23 protein-coding genes are annotated in these 21,455 nt (G+C 68.1%); 16 read left to right on the forward strand and 7 right to left on the reverse strand.

All coding sequences use genetic code 11. The annotated features are described in order from the left end of the window. The first annotated feature begins 363 nt into the window (after positions 1 to 363). From ACFWAY_RS40990 to ACFWAY_RS41000, 3 genes are all read left to right on the forward strand, one after another. Positions 364 to 1,266 carry an NADP-dependent oxidoreductase gene (locus ACFWAY_RS40990; protein ID WP_378458266.1) on the forward strand — a complete coding sequence of 301 codons (903 nt, stop codon included), beginning with the start codon at positions 364 to 366 and terminating at the stop codon, positions 1,264 to 1,266. A gap of 73 nt (positions 1,267 to 1,339) precedes the next feature. Then, positions 1,340 to 1,657 carry a hypothetical protein gene (locus tag ACFWAY_RS40995; RefSeq protein ID WP_087558530.1) on the forward strand — a complete coding sequence of 106 codons (318 nt, stop codon included), beginning with the start codon at positions 1,340 to 1,342 and terminating at the stop codon, positions 1,655 to 1,657. 64 nt (positions 1,658 to 1,721) lie between these two features. Next, complete coding sequence (locus ACFWAY_RS41000; RefSeq protein WP_378514565.1) at positions 1,722 to 2,426, forward strand: HNH endonuclease family protein; 705 nt, start codon at positions 1,722 to 1,724, stop codon at positions 2,424 to 2,426. A 20-nt stretch (positions 2,427 to 2,446) separates the two neighbouring features. Here the strand turns inward: ACFWAY_RS41000 and ACFWAY_RS41005 are convergent, their stop codons facing one another. Then, positions 2,447 to 4,021: a molybdopterin-dependent oxidoreductase gene (locus ACFWAY_RS41005; RefSeq protein WP_378514566.1), complete on the reverse strand. Its 1,575-nt coding sequence runs from the start codon at positions 4,019 to 4,021 to the stop codon at positions 2,447 to 2,449. Between the two features lie 85 nt (positions 4,022 to 4,106). Between ACFWAY_RS41005 and ACFWAY_RS41010 the strand changes: the two genes are divergently transcribed. The 6 genes from ACFWAY_RS41010 (at position 4,107) to ACFWAY_RS41035 (ending at position 8,798) form a co-directional block, all read left to right on the forward strand. Further along, complete coding sequence (locus ACFWAY_RS41010) at positions 4,107 to 4,922, forward strand: shikimate 5-dehydrogenase (RefSeq protein WP_378458246.1); 816 nt, start codon at positions 4,107 to 4,109, stop codon at positions 4,920 to 4,922. Position 4,923: 1 nt separating this feature from the next. After that, complete coding sequence (locus tag ACFWAY_RS41015; protein WP_378458245.1) at positions 4,924 to 5,391, forward strand: DUF6328 family protein; 468 nt, start codon at positions 4,924 to 4,926, stop codon at positions 5,389 to 5,391. Between the two features lie 198 nt (positions 5,392 to 5,589). Continuing rightward, positions 5,590 to 6,099, forward strand: a complete 510-nt coding sequence (gene uraD / locus ACFWAY_RS41020; RefSeq protein ID WP_378455380.1) for a 2-oxo-4-hydroxy-4-carboxy-5-ureidoimidazoline decarboxylase — start codon at positions 5,590 to 5,592, stop codon at positions 6,097 to 6,099. Beyond that, on the forward strand, positions 6,096 to 6,440 hold the full coding sequence (gene uraH, locus ACFWAY_RS41025; RefSeq protein ID WP_378455381.1) for a hydroxyisourate hydrolase: 345 nt from the start codon (positions 6,096 to 6,098) through the stop codon (positions 6,438 to 6,440). The genes uraD and uraH overlap by 4 nt, the downstream gene beginning before the upstream one ends. 2 nt (positions 6,441 to 6,442) lie before the next feature. Further along, positions 6,443 to 7,336, forward strand: a complete 894-nt coding sequence (pucL, locus tag ACFWAY_RS41030) for a factor-independent urate hydroxylase (protein WP_378455382.1) — start codon at positions 6,443 to 6,445, stop codon at positions 7,334 to 7,336. Between the two features lie 10 nt (positions 7,337 to 7,346). Further along, entirely contained in the window at positions 7,347 to 8,798 is a 1,452-nt protein-coding gene (locus ACFWAY_RS41035; RefSeq protein WP_378514567.1) for a nucleobase:cation symporter-2 family protein, read from the forward strand. A 57-nt stretch (positions 8,799 to 8,855) separates the two neighbouring features. Here the strand turns inward: ACFWAY_RS41035 and ACFWAY_RS41040 are convergent, their stop codons facing one another. The 3 genes from ACFWAY_RS41040 to ACFWAY_RS41050 are packed head-to-tail and all read right to left on the reverse strand — an operon-like array spanning position 8,856 to position 11,837. Further along, a complete protein-coding gene (locus tag ACFWAY_RS41040; protein WP_378455384.1) occupies positions 8,856 to 10,133 on the reverse strand; it encodes a cation:proton antiporter in 1,278 nt (425 codons plus the stop codon). Next, positions 10,130 to 10,639, reverse strand: coding sequence for an O-acetyl-ADP-ribose deacetylase (locus tag ACFWAY_RS41045; RefSeq protein WP_378514568.1), 510 nt, complete (start codon positions 10,637 to 10,639; stop codon positions 10,130 to 10,132). Before ACFWAY_RS41045 ends, ACFWAY_RS41040 begins: the two co-directional genes overlap by 4 nt. Before the next feature lie 7 nt (positions 10,640 to 10,646). Beyond that, entirely contained in the window at positions 10,647 to 11,837 is a 1,191-nt protein-coding gene (locus ACFWAY_RS41050) for a benzoate/H(+) symporter BenE family transporter (RefSeq protein WP_378455386.1), read from the reverse strand. 58 nt (positions 11,838 to 11,895) lie between these two features. Between ACFWAY_RS41050 and ACFWAY_RS41055 the strand changes: the two genes are divergently transcribed. Continuing rightward, a complete protein-coding gene (locus ACFWAY_RS41055) occupies positions 11,896 to 12,357 on the forward strand; it encodes an acyl-CoA thioesterase (protein ID WP_378514569.1) in 462 nt (153 codons plus the stop codon). Between the two features lie 22 nt (positions 12,358 to 12,379). On the opposite strand, the gene ACFWAY_RS41060 is transcribed toward ACFWAY_RS41055, so the two are convergent. Further along, positions 12,380 to 13,408 (reverse strand): phosphotransferase family protein, encoded by a 1,029-nt coding sequence (locus tag ACFWAY_RS41060; protein ID WP_378455388.1) that lies wholly within the window; start codon positions 13,406 to 13,408, stop codon positions 12,380 to 12,382. Positions 13,409 to 13,523: 115 nt separating this feature from the next. On the opposite strand from ACFWAY_RS41060, the gene ACFWAY_RS41065 reads away from it, so the two are divergent. The 5 genes from ACFWAY_RS41065 to ACFWAY_RS41085 all read left to right on the forward strand — a co-directional run bounded on the left by ACFWAY_RS41065 (position 13,524) and on the right by ACFWAY_RS41085 (position 18,698). Continuing rightward, positions 13,524 to 13,892 (forward strand): DoxX family protein, encoded by a 369-nt coding sequence (locus ACFWAY_RS41065; protein ID WP_378455389.1) that lies wholly within the window; start codon positions 13,524 to 13,526, stop codon positions 13,890 to 13,892. A gap of 243 nt (positions 13,893 to 14,135) precedes the next feature. Further along, positions 14,136 to 15,233 carry a pyruvate dehydrogenase (acetyl-transferring) E1 component subunit alpha gene (gene pdhA / locus ACFWAY_RS41070; RefSeq protein WP_378455390.1) on the forward strand — a complete coding sequence of 366 codons (1,098 nt, stop codon included), beginning with the start codon at positions 14,136 to 14,138 and terminating at the stop codon, positions 15,231 to 15,233. Then, positions 15,230 to 16,213, forward strand: coding sequence for an alpha-ketoacid dehydrogenase subunit beta (locus tag ACFWAY_RS41075; protein ID WP_378455391.1), 984 nt, complete (start codon positions 15,230 to 15,232; stop codon positions 16,211 to 16,213). The genes pdhA and ACFWAY_RS41075 overlap by 4 nt, the downstream gene beginning before the upstream one ends. A 30-nt stretch (positions 16,214 to 16,243) precedes the next feature. Further along, the gene (locus ACFWAY_RS41080) at positions 16,244 to 17,488 is read left to right on the forward strand and encodes a dihydrolipoamide acetyltransferase family protein (RefSeq protein WP_378455392.1); all 1,245 of its coding nucleotides are present in this window, start codon (positions 16,244 to 16,246) and stop codon (positions 17,486 to 17,488) included. Between the two features lie 61 nt (positions 17,489 to 17,549). After that, entirely contained in the window at positions 17,550 to 18,698 is a 1,149-nt protein-coding gene (locus tag ACFWAY_RS41085; protein ID WP_378455479.1) for an MFS transporter, read from the forward strand. A gap of 4 nt (positions 18,699 to 18,702) precedes the next feature. Here the strand turns inward: ACFWAY_RS41085 and ACFWAY_RS41090 are convergent, their stop codons facing one another. Then, the gene (locus ACFWAY_RS41090) at positions 18,703 to 20,478 is read right to left on the reverse strand and encodes a multicopper oxidase family protein (RefSeq protein ID WP_378514570.1); all 1,776 of its coding nucleotides are present in this window, start codon (positions 20,476 to 20,478) and stop codon (positions 18,703 to 18,705) included. Between the two features lie 184 nt (positions 20,479 to 20,662). Here ACFWAY_RS41090 and ACFWAY_RS41095 point away from each other — a divergent pair, with 184 nt between their 5' ends. Beyond that, positions 20,663 to 21,295 (forward strand): hypothetical protein, encoded by a 633-nt coding sequence (locus tag ACFWAY_RS41095; RefSeq protein ID WP_378455393.1) that lies wholly within the window; start codon positions 20,663 to 20,665, stop codon positions 21,293 to 21,295. A 67-nt stretch (positions 21,296 to 21,362) separates the two neighbouring features. Here the strand turns inward: ACFWAY_RS41095 and ACFWAY_RS41100 are convergent. After that, positions 21,363 to 21,455, reverse strand: a 93-nt coding sequence (locus tag ACFWAY_RS41100; RefSeq protein ID WP_378514571.1) for a hypothetical protein, incomplete at its 5' end; no start/stop codon positions are given.

Below are 21,455 nucleotides of genomic sequence, written 5' to 3' on the forward strand. Positions count from 1 at the left end.
CAATCAGGCGCCACCGACAGCGGGACAAGTCCCTGCTCGAGACATGTAACCCTCGACGATATTCCACCGATGAACGAGGTGGCGGCTGTCCACGCCGGTAACTCACCGGGATCGCTGCCGAACGTGATCGCAGTGATCGGAGGAAGACAAATGGACATGGCACAGATGTTGCAGGTTCTCGTTCAACTCATTCAGGTCCTCGGACCGTTGATGGGTGGCGGCGGAGGCGGCGGAGGCACAGGCTCCCTGGGCAGCCTGTTCGGCTCCTGAGTTCTCACGAGAAGGCCCACCGACACCGGTTCGGTGGGCCTTCTTCGTGCCCGAACCCCGGCCCCGGTTCGTGATAGGACTGTGGGCGTGAGCATGGCATACGGCTTCAGCGAGTACGGCGGCCCCGAGACGCAGCAGTTCTTCGACGTCCCCGTTCCCTCCCCCGGCCCCGGACAGCTGCTGGTCGCCGTCCACGCGGCCGGCGTGAATCCTGCCGATTGGAAGGTGCGGGCGGGCACGCGCAAGGACACCGTGCCCGTGACCCTTCCCGCGGTTCTCGGCCGGGAGGTCGCCGGTGTGGTCGCGGAGGTCGGCCCCCGGGTGACCGGTTTCGCGATCGGCGACGCCGTGTTCGGCGCGACCGCGACCGGTTTCGGCGGATACACCGAGTACACCCTGGTCAACACGGCCTCGGCAGCGCACAAGCCGGACCCGGTCTCGTTCGCGGACGCCGCAACGCTCCCCGTTGCGGCGGGAACCGCGTACGACGCGCTGACCACCCTGGACCTGGCGCCCGGCAGTCGGTTGCTCGTCGTCGGCGCGGGCGGCGGCGTGGGCGTGGCCGCGCTGCAGTTGGCCGCGGCGCGGGACGTCATGGTGATCGGCGTCGCGAGCGAGAGCAAGCGTGAGGTCGTCGAATCCCTCGGCGCCACCTGGGTCGCGTCCGGAGACGGACTGGCCGCACGCCTACCCGGCCCGGTCGACGCCGTCTTCGACCTCGTCGGCGGTGACGCGCTCGCCGAGGCGGCGCGGGTGGTCACGGATCCGGCGGCGATCATCAGCGTCGGCGACCCGCTCGCGGCGCGCGATCTCGGCGGCGCGGGAGTGGAACGGCGCCGAACGTCCGCGGTGTTCGCGGAGGTGGCCGCGCTGGTGGCCGACGGAACCCTGGACCCGCGGGTCGCCCACCGATTCCCGTTCGCACATGCGGGTGACGCTCTCGCGATGGTCGAGTCCGGTCACACGAGCGGCAAGGTCGTGATCGAGATCGGTTAGCAGGTCTGGCTTTCACCCGTTCCGAGGTAGATGCTGGAGAGACGTAGCTGCCGGAAACTCTCGGGAGTCGGCCATGAGCATCCTGATCCAGGTTCTCGAACAGGGGTACGCGCTCACCACCCCGTGGGAGCAACGGAAGTACGCCTTCGTCGATGCCACGCACATCGTCACGATTCGACTGGACGGACAGTCGGGTGTGTGGCTCGACGGAATGAAACACGGTGAGGCACACCGACTTGCGGTCACCCCCGTCGCCAGCGAGGCGATCTTCTTCCTCCTCCGGACCCTCGACCTGCTCGCCGAGTGCAGGCAGAGCGGAGGTTCCTGGGTGATCGGACACGACGGCATGCACGTGTCCTCGATCGCCGCGGTGCGCCTGCCCTTCAGCTGAGCTGTCGGGGGCCCGGTGCATACTCCGGGTGGTAGGGGGAGATCGGTCGAGCGCCGGGGGACGCATGAGACTTCTGTACGTGGCCGCGTGGCTGGCGGCGATCCTGACGGTCTGCGGTTGCGGGGTGTCGCTTCTCGACCTCAGCGGCCCCGGCCCTGCGCCGGGTAGTCCGCCCCGCGCACATATCGAGGAGTTGCTCGGCCGGGTCGCGACTGTCGAGTCGCGTCCGCACCCCGGCGGATACCAGCGCGGCTGTTCCGGCAAGGAGTTGTGTGTATTCGGCCCGGCCTGGACCGACGACCAGGACGCCGCGGCCGGCCACGACGGGTGCGACACCCGCAACAACGTTCTCGCGCTCGATCTCCGCTCGGTGGCGTTCCGCGACGGCACCCGCGACTGCGTGGTGCTGAGCGGGATCCTCGCCGATCCGTATTCCGGCGAGGTGTTCCCATTCGACCGAGCTGACGCGAAAGCCGTTCAGATCGACCACGTCTACCCACTGGCGGCGGCGTGGGACATGGGCGCGTCGACGTGGTCGCCCGTGCGTCGGCTCCGGTTCGCCAACGACGTCACGTTCAATCTGCTGGCCGTCAACGGTGCGGACAATCAGGACAAGGGCGACCAGACCCCGCAGGACTGGCTGCCGCCGAATCCGGCATACCACTGCTTCTACGCGGGCAAGTACCTGTCAGTGGCGGTGGAGTACGGGCTTCCGGTGACGCTGGCGGACCGCGACGCGCTCGCGGAAGTGGCGGAGAAGTGTTCGTGAGCGCCCCCGGCGACGGCGCCTCAGGCCACGGTGAAGGAACGCGTGTGCCAGCCGGTGGCGCCACCCGGAATCGGCGGCGTCCGCTCCTCCACCTGAACGTTGCCGTCCAGATCCGTGGCCCGCACCTGAAGGGTGTGCAGGCCGGACGTGGCCTGCCACTCCCACGTCCACTGCCGCCAGGTGTCGATGGTGTACTGCGGGGCGAGGGTCGCGGTCTGCCACTCGCCGTTGTCGACCCGCACCTCCACCTTCTCGATGCCGCGGTGCTGCGCCCATGCTGTTCCGGCGACGAGCACCGGCCCCGGCGCGGTGGGCGCGAACGGGGCGGGCACGTCGATCCGGGACGCGGTCTTGATCGGACCTTTCGCGGACCATCCGCGCTTGGTCCAGTAGGCCTCCGCCTCGTCGAATCGCGTGAGTTCCCAATCCACCACCCATTTGGTCGCCGATACGTAGCCGTAGAGACCGGGGACGACCTGCCGGACCGGATAGCCGTGCTCGAACGGCAACGGCTGACCGTTCATCGCCACCGCGAGAATCGCGTCGCGTCCGTCACGCAACGCCTCGACCGGGGTGCCCGCCGTGAAGTCGTCGCTACTCGTGGACAGCAGCATGTCGGCGTCGGGGTGCACGCCGGCCTCGTCGAGGATGTCCTTGATCGGGTAGCCGATCCACGTCGCGTTGCCGGCGAGGTTTCCGCCGACCTCGTTGGACACGCACGTCAATGTGATCACCCGTTCGACGGGCGTCCTCGCGACCAGGTCGTCCCACGTCAGCGTCAGCTCGCGGTCGACCATGCCGTGGATGCGCAGTTGCCAGTCGTCCGTCGTCAACCGCGGGACCCGCAGTGCGGTGTCGATCCGGTAGAACTCCTCGTTCGACGTGACGAACGGGGTGGCGCCCGGCACGTCGATGTCGGTGCCCGGAGAGATCGGGGCCGCCCGGTCCGTCACGTCGGGAACGGCGAAGGCGCGGCGGTTGTCCAGAGCTCCCGCGGCTTGCTGCCCGAGGTACCGGCCGGCGGCTCCCGCGGCCGCGGCCGTCGCGGCGGCGGCCGCGGCCAGCAGAAGAAACGTCCGGCGCGGCAACCACGAATCCTCGGCATCGGAATCCTCGGGCGCCCGCGCGGCGGTCGTCAGCACCCGCAGAACCGCGATTCCGGCGACGACCCCCACCACGGTCGGCAACGCAAACATCCACGTGGCGCTGGGACGCTGGGTCGAGGTGTAGATTCCCGCCAGCCCGAGAACCGCGAGGATCGCGCTGCCGAACGGGGCGCGGGGGCGCTCGACGATGCCCGCGATCGCGGCAAGGACCACGATGAGGATCGTCATGCCGACGAACAGAGCGGGTTTGTCGTTGGTGCCGAACGTGTCGATCGCGAACTCGCGAGCCCAGGCGGGACTGCGGTCCACCGTCGTCGATCCGACCGCATAGAAAGGCGATGAGTTCGGGTCGATCAGCACCGACAGCAGTTCGCCCACCCCGAGCACGACGCCGGCGGCGATCACTCCGGCGAGCGCGCGGGAGAACAGGTGCCGCCGTCTCCGGGGCGTCCGCGCCGCCTCGTGCCGGTCACCGATCGTCGTAGTCATCGCAGCCCTGCTCCTTTGCCGTCGTCACCGTGTATTCGGAGCTGAGAACGCGCACGGATGGGAGCCCACTACTAGTATTTACCGGATGAACCAGCTCGACAAAGACACCCTTCTCTGCATCTCGCTGTCCGGCCGACCGAGCAACATCGGCACCCGATTCCACAATTATCTGTACGGCGAGCTGGGCCTCAATTTCGTCTACAAAGCCTTCACCACGAACGACCTCCAGGCCGCGGTCGGCGGCATCCGCGCGCTGGGGATCCGCGGTGCCGGCGTCTCCATGCCGTTCAAGGAGCAGATCATCGAGTACGTCGACGTGATGCACGAATCGGCGTCGGTCATCGAGTCCGTCAACACCGTGGTCAACGAGGACGGGGTGTTGCACGCCTACAACACCGATTATCAGGCCATCGCGAACCTGTTGCGCGACAACGCGTTGCCCCACTCGCTGTCGGTAGCGGTGGCCGGGAGCGGCGGAATGGCCAAAGCTGTGGTCGCCGCCGTGCGCGACTACGGCTTCACCGACGTCACCGTGGTCGCCCGCAACGAGACGACGGGCGGCGCCGTCGCGAAGCAGTACGGATTCGACTGGCAACCCGAACTCGGCGCAGCACGGCCGGGGCTCCTGATCAATGCCACCCCGGTCGGCATGGCGGGCGGACCCGAAGCCGACGATCTGGCGTTCGCACTCGACGCGATCGACGCGGCGGAGGCCGTGTTCGACGTGGTTGCCATGCCCGCCGCGACGCCGCTGATCCGTGCCGCGGCCGAGCGCCACAAGACCGTCATCACCGGTGCCGAGGTGATCGCACTGCAGGCCGCGGAGCAGTTCGTCCTCTACACCGGTGTGCGTCCGTCCCCCGAAGAGATCCGCAGGGCCTCCGAGTACTCACGGTCGTGAGGTGAGCACCGAGGAGACACCCGCGCAACGGCTCGCACGCAACTTCAGCGAGCTGCTGCAGGAACTCCGTGTCGCGCAGGCCGGCGTGCAGATCCTGTTCGCCTTCCTCCTCGCGGTCGCGTTCACCGAGGCGTACGAGGAGCAGTCGTTCGGCCTGCGCATGCTCCATCTCGTCACGGTGCTCCTGGCAACGGTGTCCTCGGCCCTGCTCATCGCCCCGGCGGTCTGGCACCGGGTGCTGTTCCGTCAGGGCCGCCGGGTCGACATCCTGCGGAAGGCCAACCTGTTCGCACTGTGGGGTGTCGGATTTCTCGCCGCGGCCATGACCGGCACCGTGCTCCTGATTGCCGAAGTGGCAGTGGGCGGTCCGGTCGCGATCGTGATCGGCGTGGTGGCCGCGCTGATGTTCGCGACACTGTGGTTCGCGTTTCCCCGCCTTTTCGATCACGATCCCGGCGGCGAGGACTAGGGACCCGCACTTCGGCGCGCCGTTCGATCATAACCTGTTGTTCTACAACAGCTTTCCCATGTCGTGATTCCAGCACGCCGCGGATCGCGCTCGCATCCGAATCTGGATCAATTCAATTTTGGGCCTTGACATGAATTGTGACCCCTGTCACGCTTCTCTATACGGAATCATTATTTCGCATTGTGGAAGAAGGGTCGCATGGATCTCGATGCAGGACTCCACCGATTCAACGAGGCTTCACAGTCCGAGGCAACGGAACTGGCGCGGATCTGCCTGGATATTCCCCGGTGGGCAGACGAACTCGTGTCCGCCCGGCCGTACACCGATCGCGCCTCACTTCTCACCGCGGCCAGGACGGGCGCCGGCCCGCTCTCCGCGGACGAGATCGAGCACGCCCTCGCGCGCCATCCCCGAATCGGGGAACCTCCGGGCGGCGACGACGCCGAGGCGCTCCTGGCACGCTCGGAGCAGTCGAACGTCGATTCGTCCGACGCGGGGGCGCAGAAACGGCTCACCGACGGCAACCGTGCCTACGAGGACAAGTTCGGAAGGGTCTTCCTCGTCCGCGCCGCCGGCCGCAGCACGTCCGACATCCTCACCGCACTCGACCGCCGGTTACTCAACGACGAGGCCAGCGAATTAGCCGTTGTCGCAGAGGAACTGCGCGACATCGCCGCGCGCCGACTCGCCGGGATGCTGGACACATGAGCGACGTCAGCCAGGTCACCACCCACGTGCTGGATGCGGCCGAAGGCATGCCCGCGCAGAAGGTGCCGGTCACGCTGACGGTCCAGCGGCAGTCCGCCTGGATCACCGTGGCCGACGCCGTCACCGACGACGACGGCCGCGTCACAACCCTGGGCCCCGCCCGACTCGATCCGGGCACCTACCGGATCGTCTTCGACACCGGACGCTACTTCGCCGCGAAGGGACGTCCGGCGTTCTACCCCGACATCACCATCACGTTCGCCCTGACCGACAGCGAACAGCACTACCACGTACCAGTCCTTCTCAGCCCGTTCGCATACTCGACCTACCGAGGGAGCTAATCATGAGCAAGATCGTGCTCGGCCAGAACCAGTACGGCAAGGCAGAAGTCCGGTTGGTCAAGATCACCCGGGACACGAAGCGACACGACATCGAAGACGTCACCGTGACATCGCAACTGCGCGGCGACCTCGACGCGGTGCACACCGAAGGCGACAACGCGCACGTCGTGGCCACGGACACCCAGAAGAACACGGTGTACGCGTTCGCCCGCGACGGCGTCGGTTCGATCGAGACGTTCGCCATGCGACTCGGCCGGCACTTCACCGGGGAATTCGAGTGGATCACCGGCGGCCGATGGGAGATCGAGCAGTACTCGTGGGCGCGGATCCCGGTCGACGGCGAGGGCCACGACCATTCCTTCGTCCGATCGAGCGACGAACGGCGGAACACCGTGGTCACCATCGACGGCGATCGGACGTGGATCGTGTCCGGCCTCAGCAACATGGTGGTATTGAAGTCGACGGGTTCGGAGTTCCGCGGGTACCCGAAGGACAAGTACACCACCCTGCAGGAGACGTCGGACCGGATCCTCGCGACGTCGGTGAGCGCCCGGTGGCGGTACCTCACCACCGACGTCGACTTCGACAAGACCTTCGAGAACGTGCGGGCAATCATGCTGGAGGCGTTCGCCACGACGCATTCGCTCGCGCTGCAGCAGTCCCTGTTCCAGATGGGTTCGGCGGTACTCGAGGCGCACCCCGAAATCGCCGAGGTGAAGTTCTCGATGCCGAACAAACACCACTTCCTCGTCGACCTGGAACCGTTCGGACTCGACAACCCGGGCGAGGTGTTCTTCGCGGCCGACCGCCCCTACGGGTTGATCGAGGCGACCGTCGAGCGCGAGGACGCTCCCGACGCCGGCCGCGCCTGGGATTCCGTTCCCGGATTCTGCTAGGAGCGCGGCGATGAAGCGGATCGGACACCGGGTTGCCGGAGCTCCCGGACCCGAGGACGAGCGTTTGCCGCTCGGCAAGTCGTACGTCTACGGGCTGCAGCACATCCTGACGATGTACGGCGGCGTGATCGCGCCTCCCCTGATCGTCGGCGGCGCCGCCGGACTGACCGGCGTCGAGATCGGACTGCTCGTGTCGGCGGCATTGTTCGTCAGCGGGGCGGCCACACTGCTGCAGACCCTCGGCGTTCCCTATTTCGGGGCAAAACTTCCCCTGGTGCAGGGAATTTCGTTCGCCTCGGTGTCCACGATGGTGGCGGTGGCGAGCGGGCCGGGTGGACTGCGCTCGGTCTTCGGAGCCATCATGGTCGCCGGCGCGATCGGACTGTTGGTCAGCCCGTTCTTCTGCAGGATCGTGCGCTACTTCCCGCCCGTCGTCACCGGATCGATCATCACGGTCATCGGCATCTCCCTCCTGCCGGTCGCGGTGCGCTGGGCGATGGGCGGCAACGCCAAGGCCCCGGACTGGGGGTCGATGTCCAACATCGGGCTCGCCGGATTCAGCCTGTTCATCGTGTTGCTGGTGAGCCGGCTGGTCCAGGGAACCCTGTCGCGGTTGTCCATCCTGATCGGCATCGTCGTGGGAACCCTGTTCGCCGCGCTGATCGGCAAGGCCGACTTCGGCGCCGTCGGGAAGGGCGCGATCTTCGAACTGCCGCAGGTGTTCTCGTTCGGCACTCCCCTGTTCCAGATCGGCGCGATCATCTCGATGACCGTGGTGATCCTCGTGATCATGACAGAGACGACGGCGGACATCCTCGCGGTCGGCGAGATCGTGGAAACGAAGGTCGATGCTCGCCGGGTCGGCGACGGTCTCCGCGCCGACATGCTCGCCACCACCGTGGCACCGGTGTTCGGCACGTTCCCGGCCAGCGCGTTCGCTCAGAACGTCGGGCTCGTCGCGATCACGGGGATCAAGAGCAGATTCGTTGTCGCGGCGGGGGGTTCGGTTCTGTTCGCTCTCGGACTGTTCCCCGTCCTCGGGCGGCTGGTGGCCTCCGTGCCGCTGCCCGTCCTCGGCGGTGCGGGGATCGTCCTCTTCGGTTCGGTGGCCGCGAGCGGAATCCGGACACTGTCCAAGGTGTCGTACGACGGCAACCTCAACCTGGTGATCGTCGCGGTGGCCCTCGGATTCGGGGTCATTCCGATCGCGGTGCCCGAGTTCTACTCGGCCTTCCCGGAATGGGTGCACATCGTCTTCGACTCGGGGATCAGCGCGGCGAGCATCGTCGCGGTGCTGCTGAACATCCTGTTCAACGAGATCAAGGCCGGCAACCGGCCCACTCCCTCGGTGGTCTCGGCGGCGCCACCCGTCCTCGTCCACCGAACCGAGGACCCGACGCATCCCGCAGACACGGGGCATCCCGCAGACCCGGCGCGCACCTCCGCCGTGCGCAACGAGTGAAGGACCGAACCAGCACACGCCGGAGCAACTCCCTGGTCGAGCGGTGCAGTCGCGACGCTAACGGTCCGCGACTGCACCGCCTTCCCGACGAAGATCGAGCAGGCGCATCACCCGCGTCGCACTCACCCCGTGGACGAGGACGGAGAGGACGACCGTGAAGGCCACCGTCGACCACAACCATTTCTCGTCGTCCACGCCGGCTTCCGCAGCGGCGTAGGCGAGATAGTAGATCGACCCGATTCCGCGAACCCCGAAGAATGCGGTGACCCGGCGCTCGGGACCGGACATCTCCTCGCAGCCCAGCAGCGAAACCCATCCCACCACCGGCCGGATGACGAACACGAGGGCTGCCGCGACGAGAACCCCGCCCCACGTCAGTTCGGTCAGCAGACCGGAGGTGAGTGCCACGCCCAGCAGGAGCAGGACGGCGAGGGTGAGCACGTGTTCGAGTTGCTCGATCAGGCTGTGCATCTCGGCGTGGTACTCGTGGGCCCGCTCCGTCCGACGGATGGCGACGGCGCAGGCGAAGACGGCGAGAAACCCGTATCCCCCGGCCAGTTCGGTGAGTCCGTAGACGGCGAACGTGGCGGCGAGCGCGAAGATGGGTTCGCTGCGTTCGGCGAGGCGCATGTGTGCGATCGGGAAGCGGAAGACCGCGCGACCGAACAGATCACCGGCAATCCACCCCAGGGCCGCGCCGATGACGACCTTGCCGATCAGCTCCCACGCCACCCACTGCACGATCCACTGCTCGATCGGCCCCTTGCCGATCATGAACAGTGCCAGATACACGAACGGGAAGGCGAGAGCGTCGTTGAGCCCGGCCTCCGAGGTGAGCGCGAACCGGACCTCGTCGTCCTCCCGATGGGACTCGCCGCCCGACGTGGGACCTTCCACCTGCACGTCGGACGCCAGAACCGGGTCCGTGGGCGCGAGGACGGCCCCGAGCAGGATCGCGACGGCGGGGGTCAATGCCGCCACCCACCAGCCGAGCACCGCGACAGCGGCGATACCGAAGGGCATCGCGATCAGCAGCAGACGCCACGTCGAATTCCACGTCCGCCAGCCCAGGGGCCTGTCGATCGCCAGTCCCACACCCATCAATGCGACGATGACGCAGGTTTCGCTCAGGTGTTCCGTCACGGCGGGATGCAGCGCCGGGGACAGGGTGTCGGTGCCCGACTCGCCGAGAAACAGGCCGGCCCCCGCTCCGACCGCCAGGACGATCAGCGGCGCCGAGACGGCACGGTCCTGGAACAGGCGTGGAACGGTGGCAGCCAGCAGAAGAGCCAGTCCTGCCGTCAGATACACGAGATCGGTGTTCAGCGCGATCACCCCACCTCGCCGCGGAGCAGGGACGCCATCCGTGCGTCGAACGCCACGAACAGCACCCTCGGAATTCCGGAGTCCGACTCACGGACGGCACCGACCGCCTGCCGGACGGCGTCGTCCGCGGGCCAGCCGTACACCCCGGACGAGATCAACGGGAACGCAACGGACTGCGCGCCGAGGTCGGAGGCCACCGCCAGGCTGCTGGTGTAGGCGCTGCGCAGAGTGGCCGACCGATCGTCCGAAGCGGAGTACACGGGGCCGACCGTGTGAATCACCCATCGAGCCGGCAACCGGCCCGCCGTCGTCGCGACCGCCTGTCCCGCCGGGAGCCCGTCCTGCAGCGTGGTGGCCCGCAGGTGCCTGCATTCGGCGAGGATCTCGGCACCACCGGCCCGGTGGATGGCGCCGTCCACGCCCCCACCCCCGAGCAGTCCGGAGTTGGCGGCGTTGACGATCGCGTCGACCTCGACCGTCGTGATGTCACCCTTCACTACCTCGATGGTGGTCATCATCCCATTATCGCCGCGAGGTCACCGCCACCCGCACGATCAGTCCGGCGACCAACGCCCAGAACGCGGACCCGATGCCGAGGATGCTCACCCCCGACGCGGCAATCAGGAAGGTGACGACGGCGCCTTCCCGTTCGCGCACGTCGTCGAGGGCGGAGGCCAGCGCCCCGCCGAGGGTCCCGAGGAGGGCGAGACCGGCGACCGCCTCCACGACGCCCTCGGGTGCCGCGGCGATGAGCGTGGCCACCGCGGCGGAACACGCGGCGAGCACCAGATAGGCCCAGCCTGCCGTGAAGGCCGCGACCCAGCGCTTCCTGGGATCGGGATGCGCGGACGGCGCGGCGGCGAGGGCGGCGCTGATGGCGGCGAGGTTGATGGCGTGTCCACCCGCAGGCGCGCCCACCAGGGTCCCGACACCGGTCACCAGCATGGCCGGCCGCCACGGCACCCGGTAGCCGAACGAATTCATGACGGCGGTCCCGGGGATGTTCTGGGACGCCATCGTCACGATGTACAGCGGGATCGCGATCCCGATCATCGCCTGCCACGTCCAGGCCGGTGCGGTGACGTCGAGTCTCGGCAGGAGCGCGCTCGTGTCCAGTCCGTCGCTGCCGGAGGCGAGACCGACCGCGATCACCACTGCGGCAGCAGCGAACGCGGCCGGCACCGCCCACCGCGGCGAGTACCGCTGCAGAACCAGCCACACGAGAACCACGGGCGCGACGGCCAGCGGGGCATCACGCAGCGCCAGCACCGGCGCCAGGCACAGCGGCAACAGCACCCCCGCGAGCATCGCCTGCGCCAACGCCGAGGGGATGGCCGCGATGAGCCGTCCCAGCCGCGGCCACAGCCCCGTGAGGATCACCGCCGCCCCCACGACGACGAACGCCCCGACCGCGGCCGGCCAGCCCCCGCTCACCGTCCCCGCACCGGCGAGGAGAGCGGCACCCGGCGTCGACCACGCCAGCGTGATCGGCATGCGGTAGTGCCGCGACATCCACAACATGCCCAGCGCCTGCGTCACACACAGCGCCAGCAGTCCCGACGCGGCCTGGGCGGAGTTCGCGCCCACCGCCGTCAACCCGGTGAGTACGACCGCGAACGAACTGGTGAAGCCCACCAGGGCGGTCACGATTCCGGCGCTGATCGGCTGGGCGGCGGAATCGGGTGAACGCACATCACTGTCGGGCACAGACATAGGACGCGATTCTGCCCGACCCGTGGTCCGGGTAATCCGTGGCATTAGGGTCGGGACGGTGAAACACGACGACGCCCCCGCCCTGCCGACCGCCGCCGACTTCCCCGCCCTGTGGCCGGTGCCGACCCGCTGGGAAGACAACGACCACTACGGGCACGTCAACAACGTCACGTACTACTCGTACTTCGACACGGCCGTCAACGGCTGGCTGATCGCGACGACGGGCACCGACATCCGTGATCTGCCCGCCATCGGCGTCGTCGCCGAGACGTCCTGCAAGTACGTCAGCGAACTGTCGTTCCCGGACCGTCTGCAGGTGGGGTTGTCCATTCAGAAGCTGGGCACCCGGAGCATCGTGTACGCGCTCGCGATCTTCCGCGAGAACGACGACGCACTCGAACTCGCGGCTCTCGGCCGCTTCGTTCACGTGTACGTGGACGCGAAAACCCGGAGGCCGGTGCCGATTCCTGCCGAAATTCGGAGCGCTGCAACCCTTCTGGTGGTGCCGGACGCCGTCTGAACGTCCGGCACCACCAGATGGTTCAGCGCAGGCCCTCGGCCTCCGCCGTGGCCACCGCCCGGGCGATGATGCCGTCGATCAACGCAACCGTGGGCGCACCGGTCTCGGCCTTGTTCCGGGGGTCGTCGATCACCCGGCGCAGGACGCCTTCGGCGATGATCGCCAGCTTCCACAACGCCAGGACGTGCCAGTACCCCACATGCGTGACATCGCGTTTCGTGTGGTGGACGTAGGCCTCCACGAGTTCGGCCCGGGTGGGGAATCCCTCCAGCGTGGAGGCGGGGAACGGTCCGGCGTCCTCGTCGCCCGCCTCGGGCCAGTAGGCCAGTAGCGCGCCGACGTCGGCGAGGGGGTCGCCCAGCGTGCACAGTTCCCAGTCGACCACCGCGACCACCTCACCCTCCTCCGGCGAGGTGATGACGTTGCTCAGGTGAAAATCACCGTGCACCAACGACAGTTCGGCCTGCTCCGGCATGTTGCGCTCGAGGATGCCCGCCACGTCCTCGATCGCCGGGACGTCACGGGTACGGGACTTCTCCCACTGATCCGTCCAGCGCTTCAACTGCCTTGCCGCGTAAGGCTTGTGGCTGGCCAGATCCTCCAGCCCGGCATCTCCGAGATCGACCGCGTGGATCTTCGCGAGAGCCTTCGGCATCGCCAGTCCGACGGCATTCCGCTGCTCGGGTGTCAGCTTCTTCGCCACGCCGATACTGTCGATCACCACCCCCGCGACGAAACTCATCAGCACGAGCGGCGCGTCCGTGACCTCCGGATCGTCGGTGAGCCCGAGGATCTTCGGCACCGGAACGTCGGATCCCTGCAGAGAGGACAGAATCCGATGTTCGCGAACGACGTCGTGCGCCGACGCGAGCAGATGTCCGAGCGGTGGCCGCCGCAGCACCCACCGTCCACCACCCGCGTCGCTGACCGCGTACGTGAGATTCGACTGACCGTTCCCGATCCTCTCGAAGCTCAGCGGCGCGATCGCTCCCACACCGAGTCCGGCAATCCACGCAGAGACGGCATCTTCGTTCAGCCCCACAGCATTCACGCGCTCGATGCTAACCGCTCGGAGGCCCGATGCGGAGGGAAGCGGTCCGCACCGCAGGTCGCGGCCCTAGGGTGGCAACAGTGAGGCCGATTCGGCCGGAACTGGAGGGACCGACGTGGAAGTTTTCCTCATCGTGTGCGGCGTGCTCCTCGCCGTGAGTGCCGTCGCCGTGAGCATCCCCAAGCTGAGGCTGAAGGGAACCGCGTGGACGGGGTTGCAATCACGAGGCCTGAGCAGGCAGCAGGTCCGGCTGATCGGGGCGGCGGAACTCGCCGGCGGTGTCGGCGTTCTCGTCGGCCTTTACTGGACTCCGCTGGGAGTGATCGCGACGGTGGCGCTGCTGATTCTCCTCTTGTGTGCAATCGCCTTTCACGTCCGGCACGGCGACTACGGCAATCCCGACACCCGGGCCGTGGCGATGCCCGCGGTCTACCTCGCGATGCTCGCCGTCCTCGCCTCGATCGGGTTCGTGTTCGCGGGGTGATCCGGGGTTCTCGGACAATTGCAGCAACAACCTGGCGTCGGTTGTGTCCGAATTGGTCATTAGACGCAGCATGACACTGGTGGGACCCCCAAAACTGGGCATTCTGCTCGATGCCGTCGGTGCCACTTGCGCACTTCGCATTCCCGTGGATGCTGTGAAGTAGGACACACACCTGCCCTACCGCAGTACCCGTCTCCAACGAACCCACAAGGTTCACGGACTCGACAACGCGAGGTGACCCCGATGGTCGACAAGATTGCCTATCCGGTCCAGCTCATCCAGCCGGACGGCCGACGGGTCTTCAGACCCGACTACACGAGCCTGGTCCGCGACATCGGACCCGACCAACTGCGCGGCCTCTACGAGGACCTCGTGGTCGCGCGTCGGATGGATGTCGAAGCGGTCGCCCTGCAACGCCAGGGTGAACTGGGACTCTGGGCTCCGATGCTCGGGCAGGAAGCCGCACAGGTCGGCTCCGCCCGCGCCCTCCGTCCCGACGACTACGCGTTCATCAGCTACCGCGAGCACGCCGTCGCCTACTGCCGGGGCGTGGACCCGGGGGTGATGACCCGCATGTGGCGGGGATGCGCCCATTGCGCGTGGGATCCGAGTTCGGTGAATGTGACGAATCCGGCGATCGTCGTCGGCTCCCAGGGGCTGCACGCCACCGGGTACGCCATGGGCGCCCATCTGGACGGCGCGGAGATCGCGACGATCGCCTACTTCGGCGACGGCGCCACCAGCCAGGGCGACCTCGCCGAGGCTCTCGGCTTCTCGATGAGCTTCAACGCGCCGGTCGTATTCTTTTGCCAGAACAACCAGTTCGCGATCAGCGAACCGGTCCGCCTGCAGAGTCCCGTCCCCATCGCGCAGCGCGCCGCCGGTTACGGCATGCCCGCCCTCCGGGTGGACGGCAACGACGTCCTCGCGGTCCTCGCGGTCACCCGCCAGGCCACCCAGCGAGCCCGCGAAGGCAGTGGGCCGACGTTCATCGAGGCCATCACGTACCGGATGGGTCCCCACACCACGTCGGACGATCCCACCCGGTATCGGGCGGCGGCCGAGACCGAGGTCTGGAAGGCCCGCGACCCGATCGACCGGATGAGGCGCCTCCTCGACCGGGAGGGCCTGCTCGACGACACGTTCCTCGCCGGGGTGCAGGCCACCGCCGACGACGTCGCGGCGCGACTGCGGTCCGGGACCATCGGTGCGCCCGATCCCGAGCCACTCGATCTGTTCGAGCACGTGTACTCCACCGACCACCCACTCATCGACGAGGAACGCGAGCAGTACGCCGCGTACCTCGCAGGCTTCGCCGGCATCGAGGAGGCACTGTCATGACCACCACCACGCTGTCGCTCGGCGCCGCACTCAACGCAGGCCTCCGGCGCGCTCTCGAACACGACCGCAAGGTCGTGATCATGGGTGAGGACGTCGGACGCCTCGGCGGGGTCTTCCGCGTCACCGACACCCTGCAGAAGGATTTCGGCGACAACCGGGTCATCGATACCCCACTCGCCGAATCGGGGATCATCGGCGCCGCGTTCGGCATGGCGCTGCGCGGTTACCGGCCCGTCTGCGAGATCCAGTTCGACGGCTTCGTCTACCCCGCGTTCGACCAGATCGTGTCGCAGGTGGCCAAGATTCACTACCGCACACAGGGCAGGGTCACCGCGCCCCTCACGATCCGGATCCCGTACGGCGGTGGCATCGGCGCGGTCGAGCACCATTCGGAGTCGCCGGAGGCGTACTTCGCCCACACCGCCGGACTGCGCGTCGTCACGCCCAGCAACCCGGCGGACGCGTTCCACATGATCCAGCAGTCTGTCGCGGCGGACGACCCGGTGGTGTTCTTCGAACCGAAGCGGCGGTACTGGGACAAGGCCGAGTTCGACGTGGACGCCGAACCGGACCTGCCGCTGCATCGGGCCCGGGTGGCCCGGGAGGGCACGGACGCCACCATCGTCGTGTACGGCTCCGTCGTGCCGACGGCCCTGTCGGCCGCGGCCATCGCAGCCGACGAGGGGCACTCGCTCGAGGTGATCGACCTGCGCTCCCTCTCGCCGATCGACTTCGACACCATCGAGGAGTCGGTCCGCAAGACCGGAAGGCTCGTCGTCGCGCACGAGGCGTCGACGTTCCTCGGCCTGGGTGCGGAGATCGCCGCCCGCATCTCCGAGCGCTGCTTCTACCAACTGGACGCGCCCGTCCTGAGGGTCGGCGGATTCGACGTTCCGTATCCCCCGGCGAAGCTGGAACTGCACCACCTGCCGGACGCCGACCGTCTGCTCGACGCGGTCGATCGCAGCCTCGCGGCCTGATCGCACTCATCGGAGGAGAGGAGCCGTCCGTTGGCGCAGGAATTCCGCCTACCCGATCTCGGAGAGGGGCTGACGGAGGCCGAACTGGTCTCCTGGGCCGTCGAGGTGGGCCAGACGATCGAACTCAATCAGGTGATCGGAGAAGTCGAGACGGCGAAGGCGCTCGTCGAGTTGCCTTCGCCGTACGCGGGTGTCGTGGAGGAATTGCTGGTTCCGGCGGGCGCGACGGTGCCGGTCGGAACACCGATCATCCGGATCACGACGGATGCGGCCACCGAGGAACCTCCGACGCGCACGCCCGTTCTAGTGGGGTACGGGCCCGAGGCCGCTGCCGAGAGCAAACGCGCCCGGCGGAAGCTGATGACAGCTCCGGAGACCGGCACGTCCGCCCCGGACCGTCGGCGCCCAGACGCGTCCCCGGCCGCCCGGGTGGCCGCACGTGAACTCGGGGTCGACCTCGCCGTCGTCGCCGGGACGGGGCCGTCCGGTGCCGTCACCCGGAACGACGTGGAATCCCATGCGGGTGCGGCCGGGCAGTCCGTGCCGTCGACACCGGACTCGCCGGAGCCGTCGGAGCGTGAGACCCGCACCCCGATCCGCAGTGTCCGGAAACAGACGGCGGCGGCAATGGTCCGCAGCGCGTTCACCGCCCCGCACGTCACCGAATTCGTGACCGTCGACGTGACCCGGTCGGTGGAACTGCTCGAACGCCTGCGGGACCTTCCCGCATTCGCGGGACTGTCGGTGACACCGCTGAGCCTGGTCGCGAAGGCGATGATCGTCGCGCTGCGCGAGAACCCGAGCCTCAACGCCTCGTGGGACGAGGAGAACCAGGAGATCGTCACCAAGCATTACGTCAATCTCGGCATCGCCGCGGCCACGTCCCGCGGTCTGGTGGTCCCCAACATCAAGGAGGCGCAGTCGCTGAGCCTGCTCGAGCTGTGCCGTGCGATCACCGAACTGACCGCGACCGCGCGCAGCGGCAGGGCCGAGCCGGCGCAGCTCACCGGCGGCACGGTGTCGATCACCAACGTCGGAGTCTTCGGTGTCGACGCGGGCACGCCCATCCTCAACCCCGGCGAATCGGCCATCCTGTGCCTGGGCAGCGTCACCAAGCGACCGTGGGTGCACGAGGACGAACTCGCGGTGCGGTGGGTCACCACCCTGAGCGTGTCGTTCGACCACCGGGTGGTCGACGGCGAGCAGGGGTCGAGGTTCCTGTCGTCCGTCGCGGCGATGCTGCACGATCCCGCCTCACTGCTCGCGCACCTCTGATCCTCGGTACGTTTGGTCGGTGAGCACTTCCCGAGCGTCCGCGGTCGACACGCGCGCACCAGTGGCCGAACCGCTCCGCCGGGCTCGTGCGGGAACGTTCGGGATATTCGGGATCAACGGGTTCCTGCTCGGCATGTGGGTCGTGCACATTCCGGCGATCGAGGACCGGACCGGCATCAGCCACTCCACGCTGGGTTCGCTGCTGCTCCTGCTGGCGGTCGGCGCGATCGGCGGCATGCAGGTCAGCGGTCCACTGGCCGACCGGTTCGGCAGCAGGCGCATGGTGATCGTCGCCGGGCTCGTACTGTCGGTCGCCACCGTGGGTCCGGGGCTGGCCTCCGCGGCCTGGCAGCTCGGTCTCGCCCTGCTCGTGTTCGGCTTCGCGAACGGCGCACTGGACGTGTCGATGAACTCGCAGGCCGTCGAAGTCGAGCAGCGGTACGGACGGCCGATCATGTCGGCGTTCCACGCCTTGTTCTCCGTCGGCGGGGTGGCGGGATCGCTGCTCGGAGCGGCGACGCTCGCCGCCGGATGGGCACCCGCGACGGCGTTGCTGGCCGCCGGCGGAGTCGGGGTCGTCACCGTCGCCGCGGGCTCGCAGTGGCTGATGGCGGACCGTCCCCGCTCTCGGCACGACACCGCTCCCGCCGAGAAGGCACACGGCCGGCTGTCCACCCGGGTCCTCGCGCTCGGTGGCATCGCCTTCGTCCTCATGCTGTCGGAGGGTGTCGCGAACGACTGGAGCACCCTGCAAGTCAAGGAACACCTCGGAACGTCGGATTCCGTCGCCGCCCTCGCGTTCGGAGCCTTCTCGGTGATGATGACGGTGGGCCGGTTCACCGCCGACCGCGTGAGCGGCGCGCTCGGTCCCGTCGCCGTCGTCCGCTACGGCACCCTGATCGCGGCCCTCGGAATGCTGCTCGTCGTCGTCTCGGGGCTGCTCCCGCTCACCATCCTGGGCTGGGCGCTGTTCGGCCTGGGATTGTCGGGCTGCGTCCCCCAGATCTTCACCGCCGCGGGCAACCTCGGCGCGGGTTCCGCGGGCACCAACATGTCCCGGGTGGTCGGGCTGGGGTACGTGGGATTCCTCGCCGGCCCGGCCACCATCGGCTGGATCACCCAGGTGGTTCCGCTGACCGTCGCGATGGTGGTGCCCCTGGTCTGCGTGCTGGTGGCGGCCACGTTCGCGGGGGCGGTCCGGCGCACCTGACCTTTCAGGCCGGCGTGCGGTACCTCAGCATCATTTCGTGATCCTCGTGATCGAGGATGTGACAGTGCCACACGTAGCCCTGCAGCGGTCTCGGACCTCCGCCGGGTCCGTGCCCGTGGACGTCGTGTGATCCGTTCCCGAACACCGCGTCGGGATCGAAGCCCAACCCCTCCGCGGTGGGGAACCGCACGACGATCCTGGTGACGGAATTGGCGTTCGCCAGCACCGTGTCCTTGAATCCCCGCTCCCACGGCTCCGGGGGGATGAGCGGAGAGGTCGTGAACGCGTCGGCCGACGGGGTCCACCGGATGCCGAGCGGCGGTTGCGGGGCGGCAAATGCGAATCGCAGAGTCTCGATGACCTGACGCCCCAGCACCCGGAAGTTCGCGAGATGCAGATGCACGGGATGCGGATCATTGGTCGCGTTGACGATGTTCCACTGCTCCACCGCGCCCTGGCGCGGCAACTCGATGTCCTCGGTCGAATACCGGAGATTGTTCAGCGACATGATCGACGGCGGGAGTCGCACGTCGCTCGGCTGGCTGAGCGTCACGTCCCGGAAGACCTCGGGCCGCGGGATCGGCGGCAGCAATTCCGGCTGGCCCCGTCCTCCGCGCAGTGTCGCCGGCGGCGCACCGGCGAATCCGCGGGCCGTGCCCACCCGGAATCGACAGAACCTCGGCATCGTGCGCTCGCCGATCAGCGCCGCCTGAAACGGCGGTGGCTCGTCATTGCAGAGTTCCACCGTCGATCCCGGTTCCAGGGAGCCGAAGTCGACGAGGAGGTCGACACGCTCGGCTGGGCTCAACCGCACCCGTGTCACCGCGACCGGGGCGTCCAGCAGCCCGTTGTCGCCGCCGATCACCCAGAACGGCATGCGGTTGCCGAAGTACAGATTCCACACACTGAGTGAACCCGCGTTGACGAGTCGCAGTCGGTACAACCCGCGGGCCACCTCGAGTTCCGGCCACACCTTGCCGTTCACGACCCCGACGTCGCCGACCGCGCCCCCTTCCCAGCTCCCTTGCGGCACGGTGGGCGTCGAGCGGATCCGCTGCCTGCCCTCGGCGGTGAACATCTTCTCCTGCAGCACGAGGGGAACCTCGAACTCCCCGGCCGGCAGACCCAGCGGGTTGTCGGCGCGCCCGGTGTCGAAGTCGTCCCGCAGCAGGTACAGCCCGACGAGGCCCGCGTAGATGTTGAGTCTGGTCACCCCCATGGCGTGGTCGTGGTACCAGAGCGTGGCCGCGTCCTGCCGGTTCGGAAGGTGGTGCAGGTACTCCTGCCCCGGCCGGAACACCTGCTCGGGGTGCCCGTCGAACTGCGGCGGATTCACCCCGCCGTGCAGATGCGTCGCCGTGGGCACCTGCGTGCGGTCCCGTTCGCTCAGCCCGTGCAGCGACGAATCGACATCGACGGCGAACGGGTGGACGGTGATGCTGTTCCGGAACGCGATGGTCGTCGGCTGATCGACGTGCGCCTCGATCGTCGCGCCGAGATAGTCCGCGCCGCTGTATGCCAACGCCGGCGAGGGCGCCAGATCGGCGTGGAACTGATGGACCGTGCTGCTCGCATGGACGTCGACCCTCGTCCCGGACATCGTCGGCAGGATCGGGAGCCGATCACGATAGGGCTCGAGCGGGGGCGAGGAGAACATCAACGGTCGCAGCGGATCGATGTCGAAGGGGAAGGCGCTCGCCGAACCGGCCGACACCGCGCCCAGCCCACCGCCGAGCGCCACCGCCTGCAGGAACGATCGGCGCGAGATCCGTCCACTCATATCGGTCACATCGTGTGTGTTCACGCGGAAAGACGATTCGAGATCGGTCGACCATCACGTTACTCCGCGGGACGCGGCACCCACCCGATATCGGGGCACACGCTCGACGCACGAACAGGACCGTTCACCGACCTCACAGCGGCCTCTCATCGATCGTTCAGCGTCGGTTGGCACACTGTGTGTCGTGACCGAATCGACTAGCAGGCTGCGTCGCAGTGTTCGTCGCCTCGCCTTCGCCGCGGCGGGTGTGGTGGCACTGTGCGCGCTTTACCTCATCCGCCCCGAATCGTCGGGTCTCGTCCTCCCGGAGGCACTCCGACCCGTCGCCGATCCTGTGATCCAGGCGATCGACGTCACCACGGTGCTCGCAGCGACCGTCGTCCTCGCCATCGTCGCGGCGGTGCGAAAACTTTCGTACGGCATGGGTGCGGTACTGCTGCTGTGTATCGGCGCGAATCTCACCAGCGCCGCAGTCCGGGCCTGGGAATCGGATGCGCCGTCCGTGCTCCTGCCGAGCGGGCACGTCGTCGCCGTCACCGCGCTGTACGGTTCGGCGCTGCTGGTGTCGGCGCCGCGGTTCCGGCCCGTCATCGCGGGCCTGGGTTTCGCCGTCGTCCTCGGTGTCGCGGGTGCCGCGGCGCTCGTCGAGCCCATCGGCATCTTCGGCCTCGCGGCCAGCCTGATCATCTCGGCGATCTGGTGGGCGCTGGCGTCCACCCTGATGCTGTACTCCCCCGTCGCCGCCGAGCGTGAAGAGCGACGGCCCGACACCGCGGCCATCGCCTTCTCCCGGCACCGCGGCAGTCTGCGGCTGTAGGCGGCTTCGCCGCCCGTGCGCCTTTCTGGTAGTTGGTGCTACCAAAAAGGCGCACGGGCCGGAGGGCCTACAGGGCCTTGAGTTCCTCGGTGACCTCGGCGACCGACTTCTTCGCGTCCCCGAACAGCATGGAGGTGGTGTCGGCGAAGAACAGTGGGTT

It is taken from the genome of Rhodococcus sp. NPDC059968 (genome assembly GCF_042738615.1).
Classification (GTDB): domain Bacteria; phylum Actinomycetota; class Actinomycetes; order Mycobacteriales; family Mycobacteriaceae; genus Rhodococcus_F.

Coding starts and splice junctions, on each gene's coding strand:
- ACFWAY_RS40990 (WP_378458266.1), top strand. CDS start 364: ATGGCATACGGCTTCAGCGAGTACGGCGGCCCCGAGACGCAGCAGTTC.
- ACFWAY_RS40995 (WP_087558530.1), top strand. CDS start 1,340: ATGAGCATCCTGATCCAGGTTCTCGAACAGGGGTACGCGCTCACCACC.
- ACFWAY_RS41000 (WP_378514565.1), top strand. CDS start 1,722: ATGAGACTTCTGTACGTGGCCGCGTGGCTGGCGGCGATCCTGACGGTC.
- ACFWAY_RS41005 (WP_378514566.1), bottom strand. CDS start 4,021: ATGACTACGACGATCGGTGACCGGCACGAGGCGGCGCGGACGCCCCGG.
- ACFWAY_RS41010 (WP_378458246.1), top strand. CDS start 4,107: ATGAACCAGCTCGACAAAGACACCCTTCTCTGCATCTCGCTGTCCGGC.
- uraD (WP_378455380.1), top strand. CDS start 5,590: ATGGATCTCGATGCAGGACTCCACCGATTCAACGAGGCTTCACAGTCC.
- uraH (WP_378455381.1), top strand. CDS start 6,096: ATGAGCGACGTCAGCCAGGTCACCACCCACGTGCTGGATGCGGCCGAA.
- pucL (WP_378455382.1), top strand. CDS start 6,443: ATGAGCAAGATCGTGCTCGGCCAGAACCAGTACGGCAAGGCAGAAGTC.
- ACFWAY_RS41035 (WP_378514567.1), top strand. CDS start 7,347: ATGAAGCGGATCGGACACCGGGTTGCCGGAGCTCCCGGACCCGAGGAC.
- ACFWAY_RS41045 (WP_378514568.1), bottom strand. CDS start 10,639: ATGACCACCATCGAGGTAGTGAAGGGTGACATCACGACGGTCGAGGTC.
- ACFWAY_RS41050 (WP_378455386.1), bottom strand. CDS start 11,837: ATGTCTGTGCCCGACAGTGATGTGCGTTCACCCGATTCCGCCGCCCAG.
- pdhA (WP_378455390.1), top strand. CDS start 14,136: ATGGTCGACAAGATTGCCTATCCGGTCCAGCTCATCCAGCCGGACGGC.
- ACFWAY_RS41075 (WP_378455391.1), top strand. CDS start 15,230: ATGACCACCACCACGCTGTCGCTCGGCGCCGCACTCAACGCAGGCCTC.
- ACFWAY_RS41090 (WP_378514570.1), bottom strand. CDS start 20,478: ATGAGTGGACGGATCTCGCGCCGATCGTTCCTGCAGGCGGTGGCGCTC.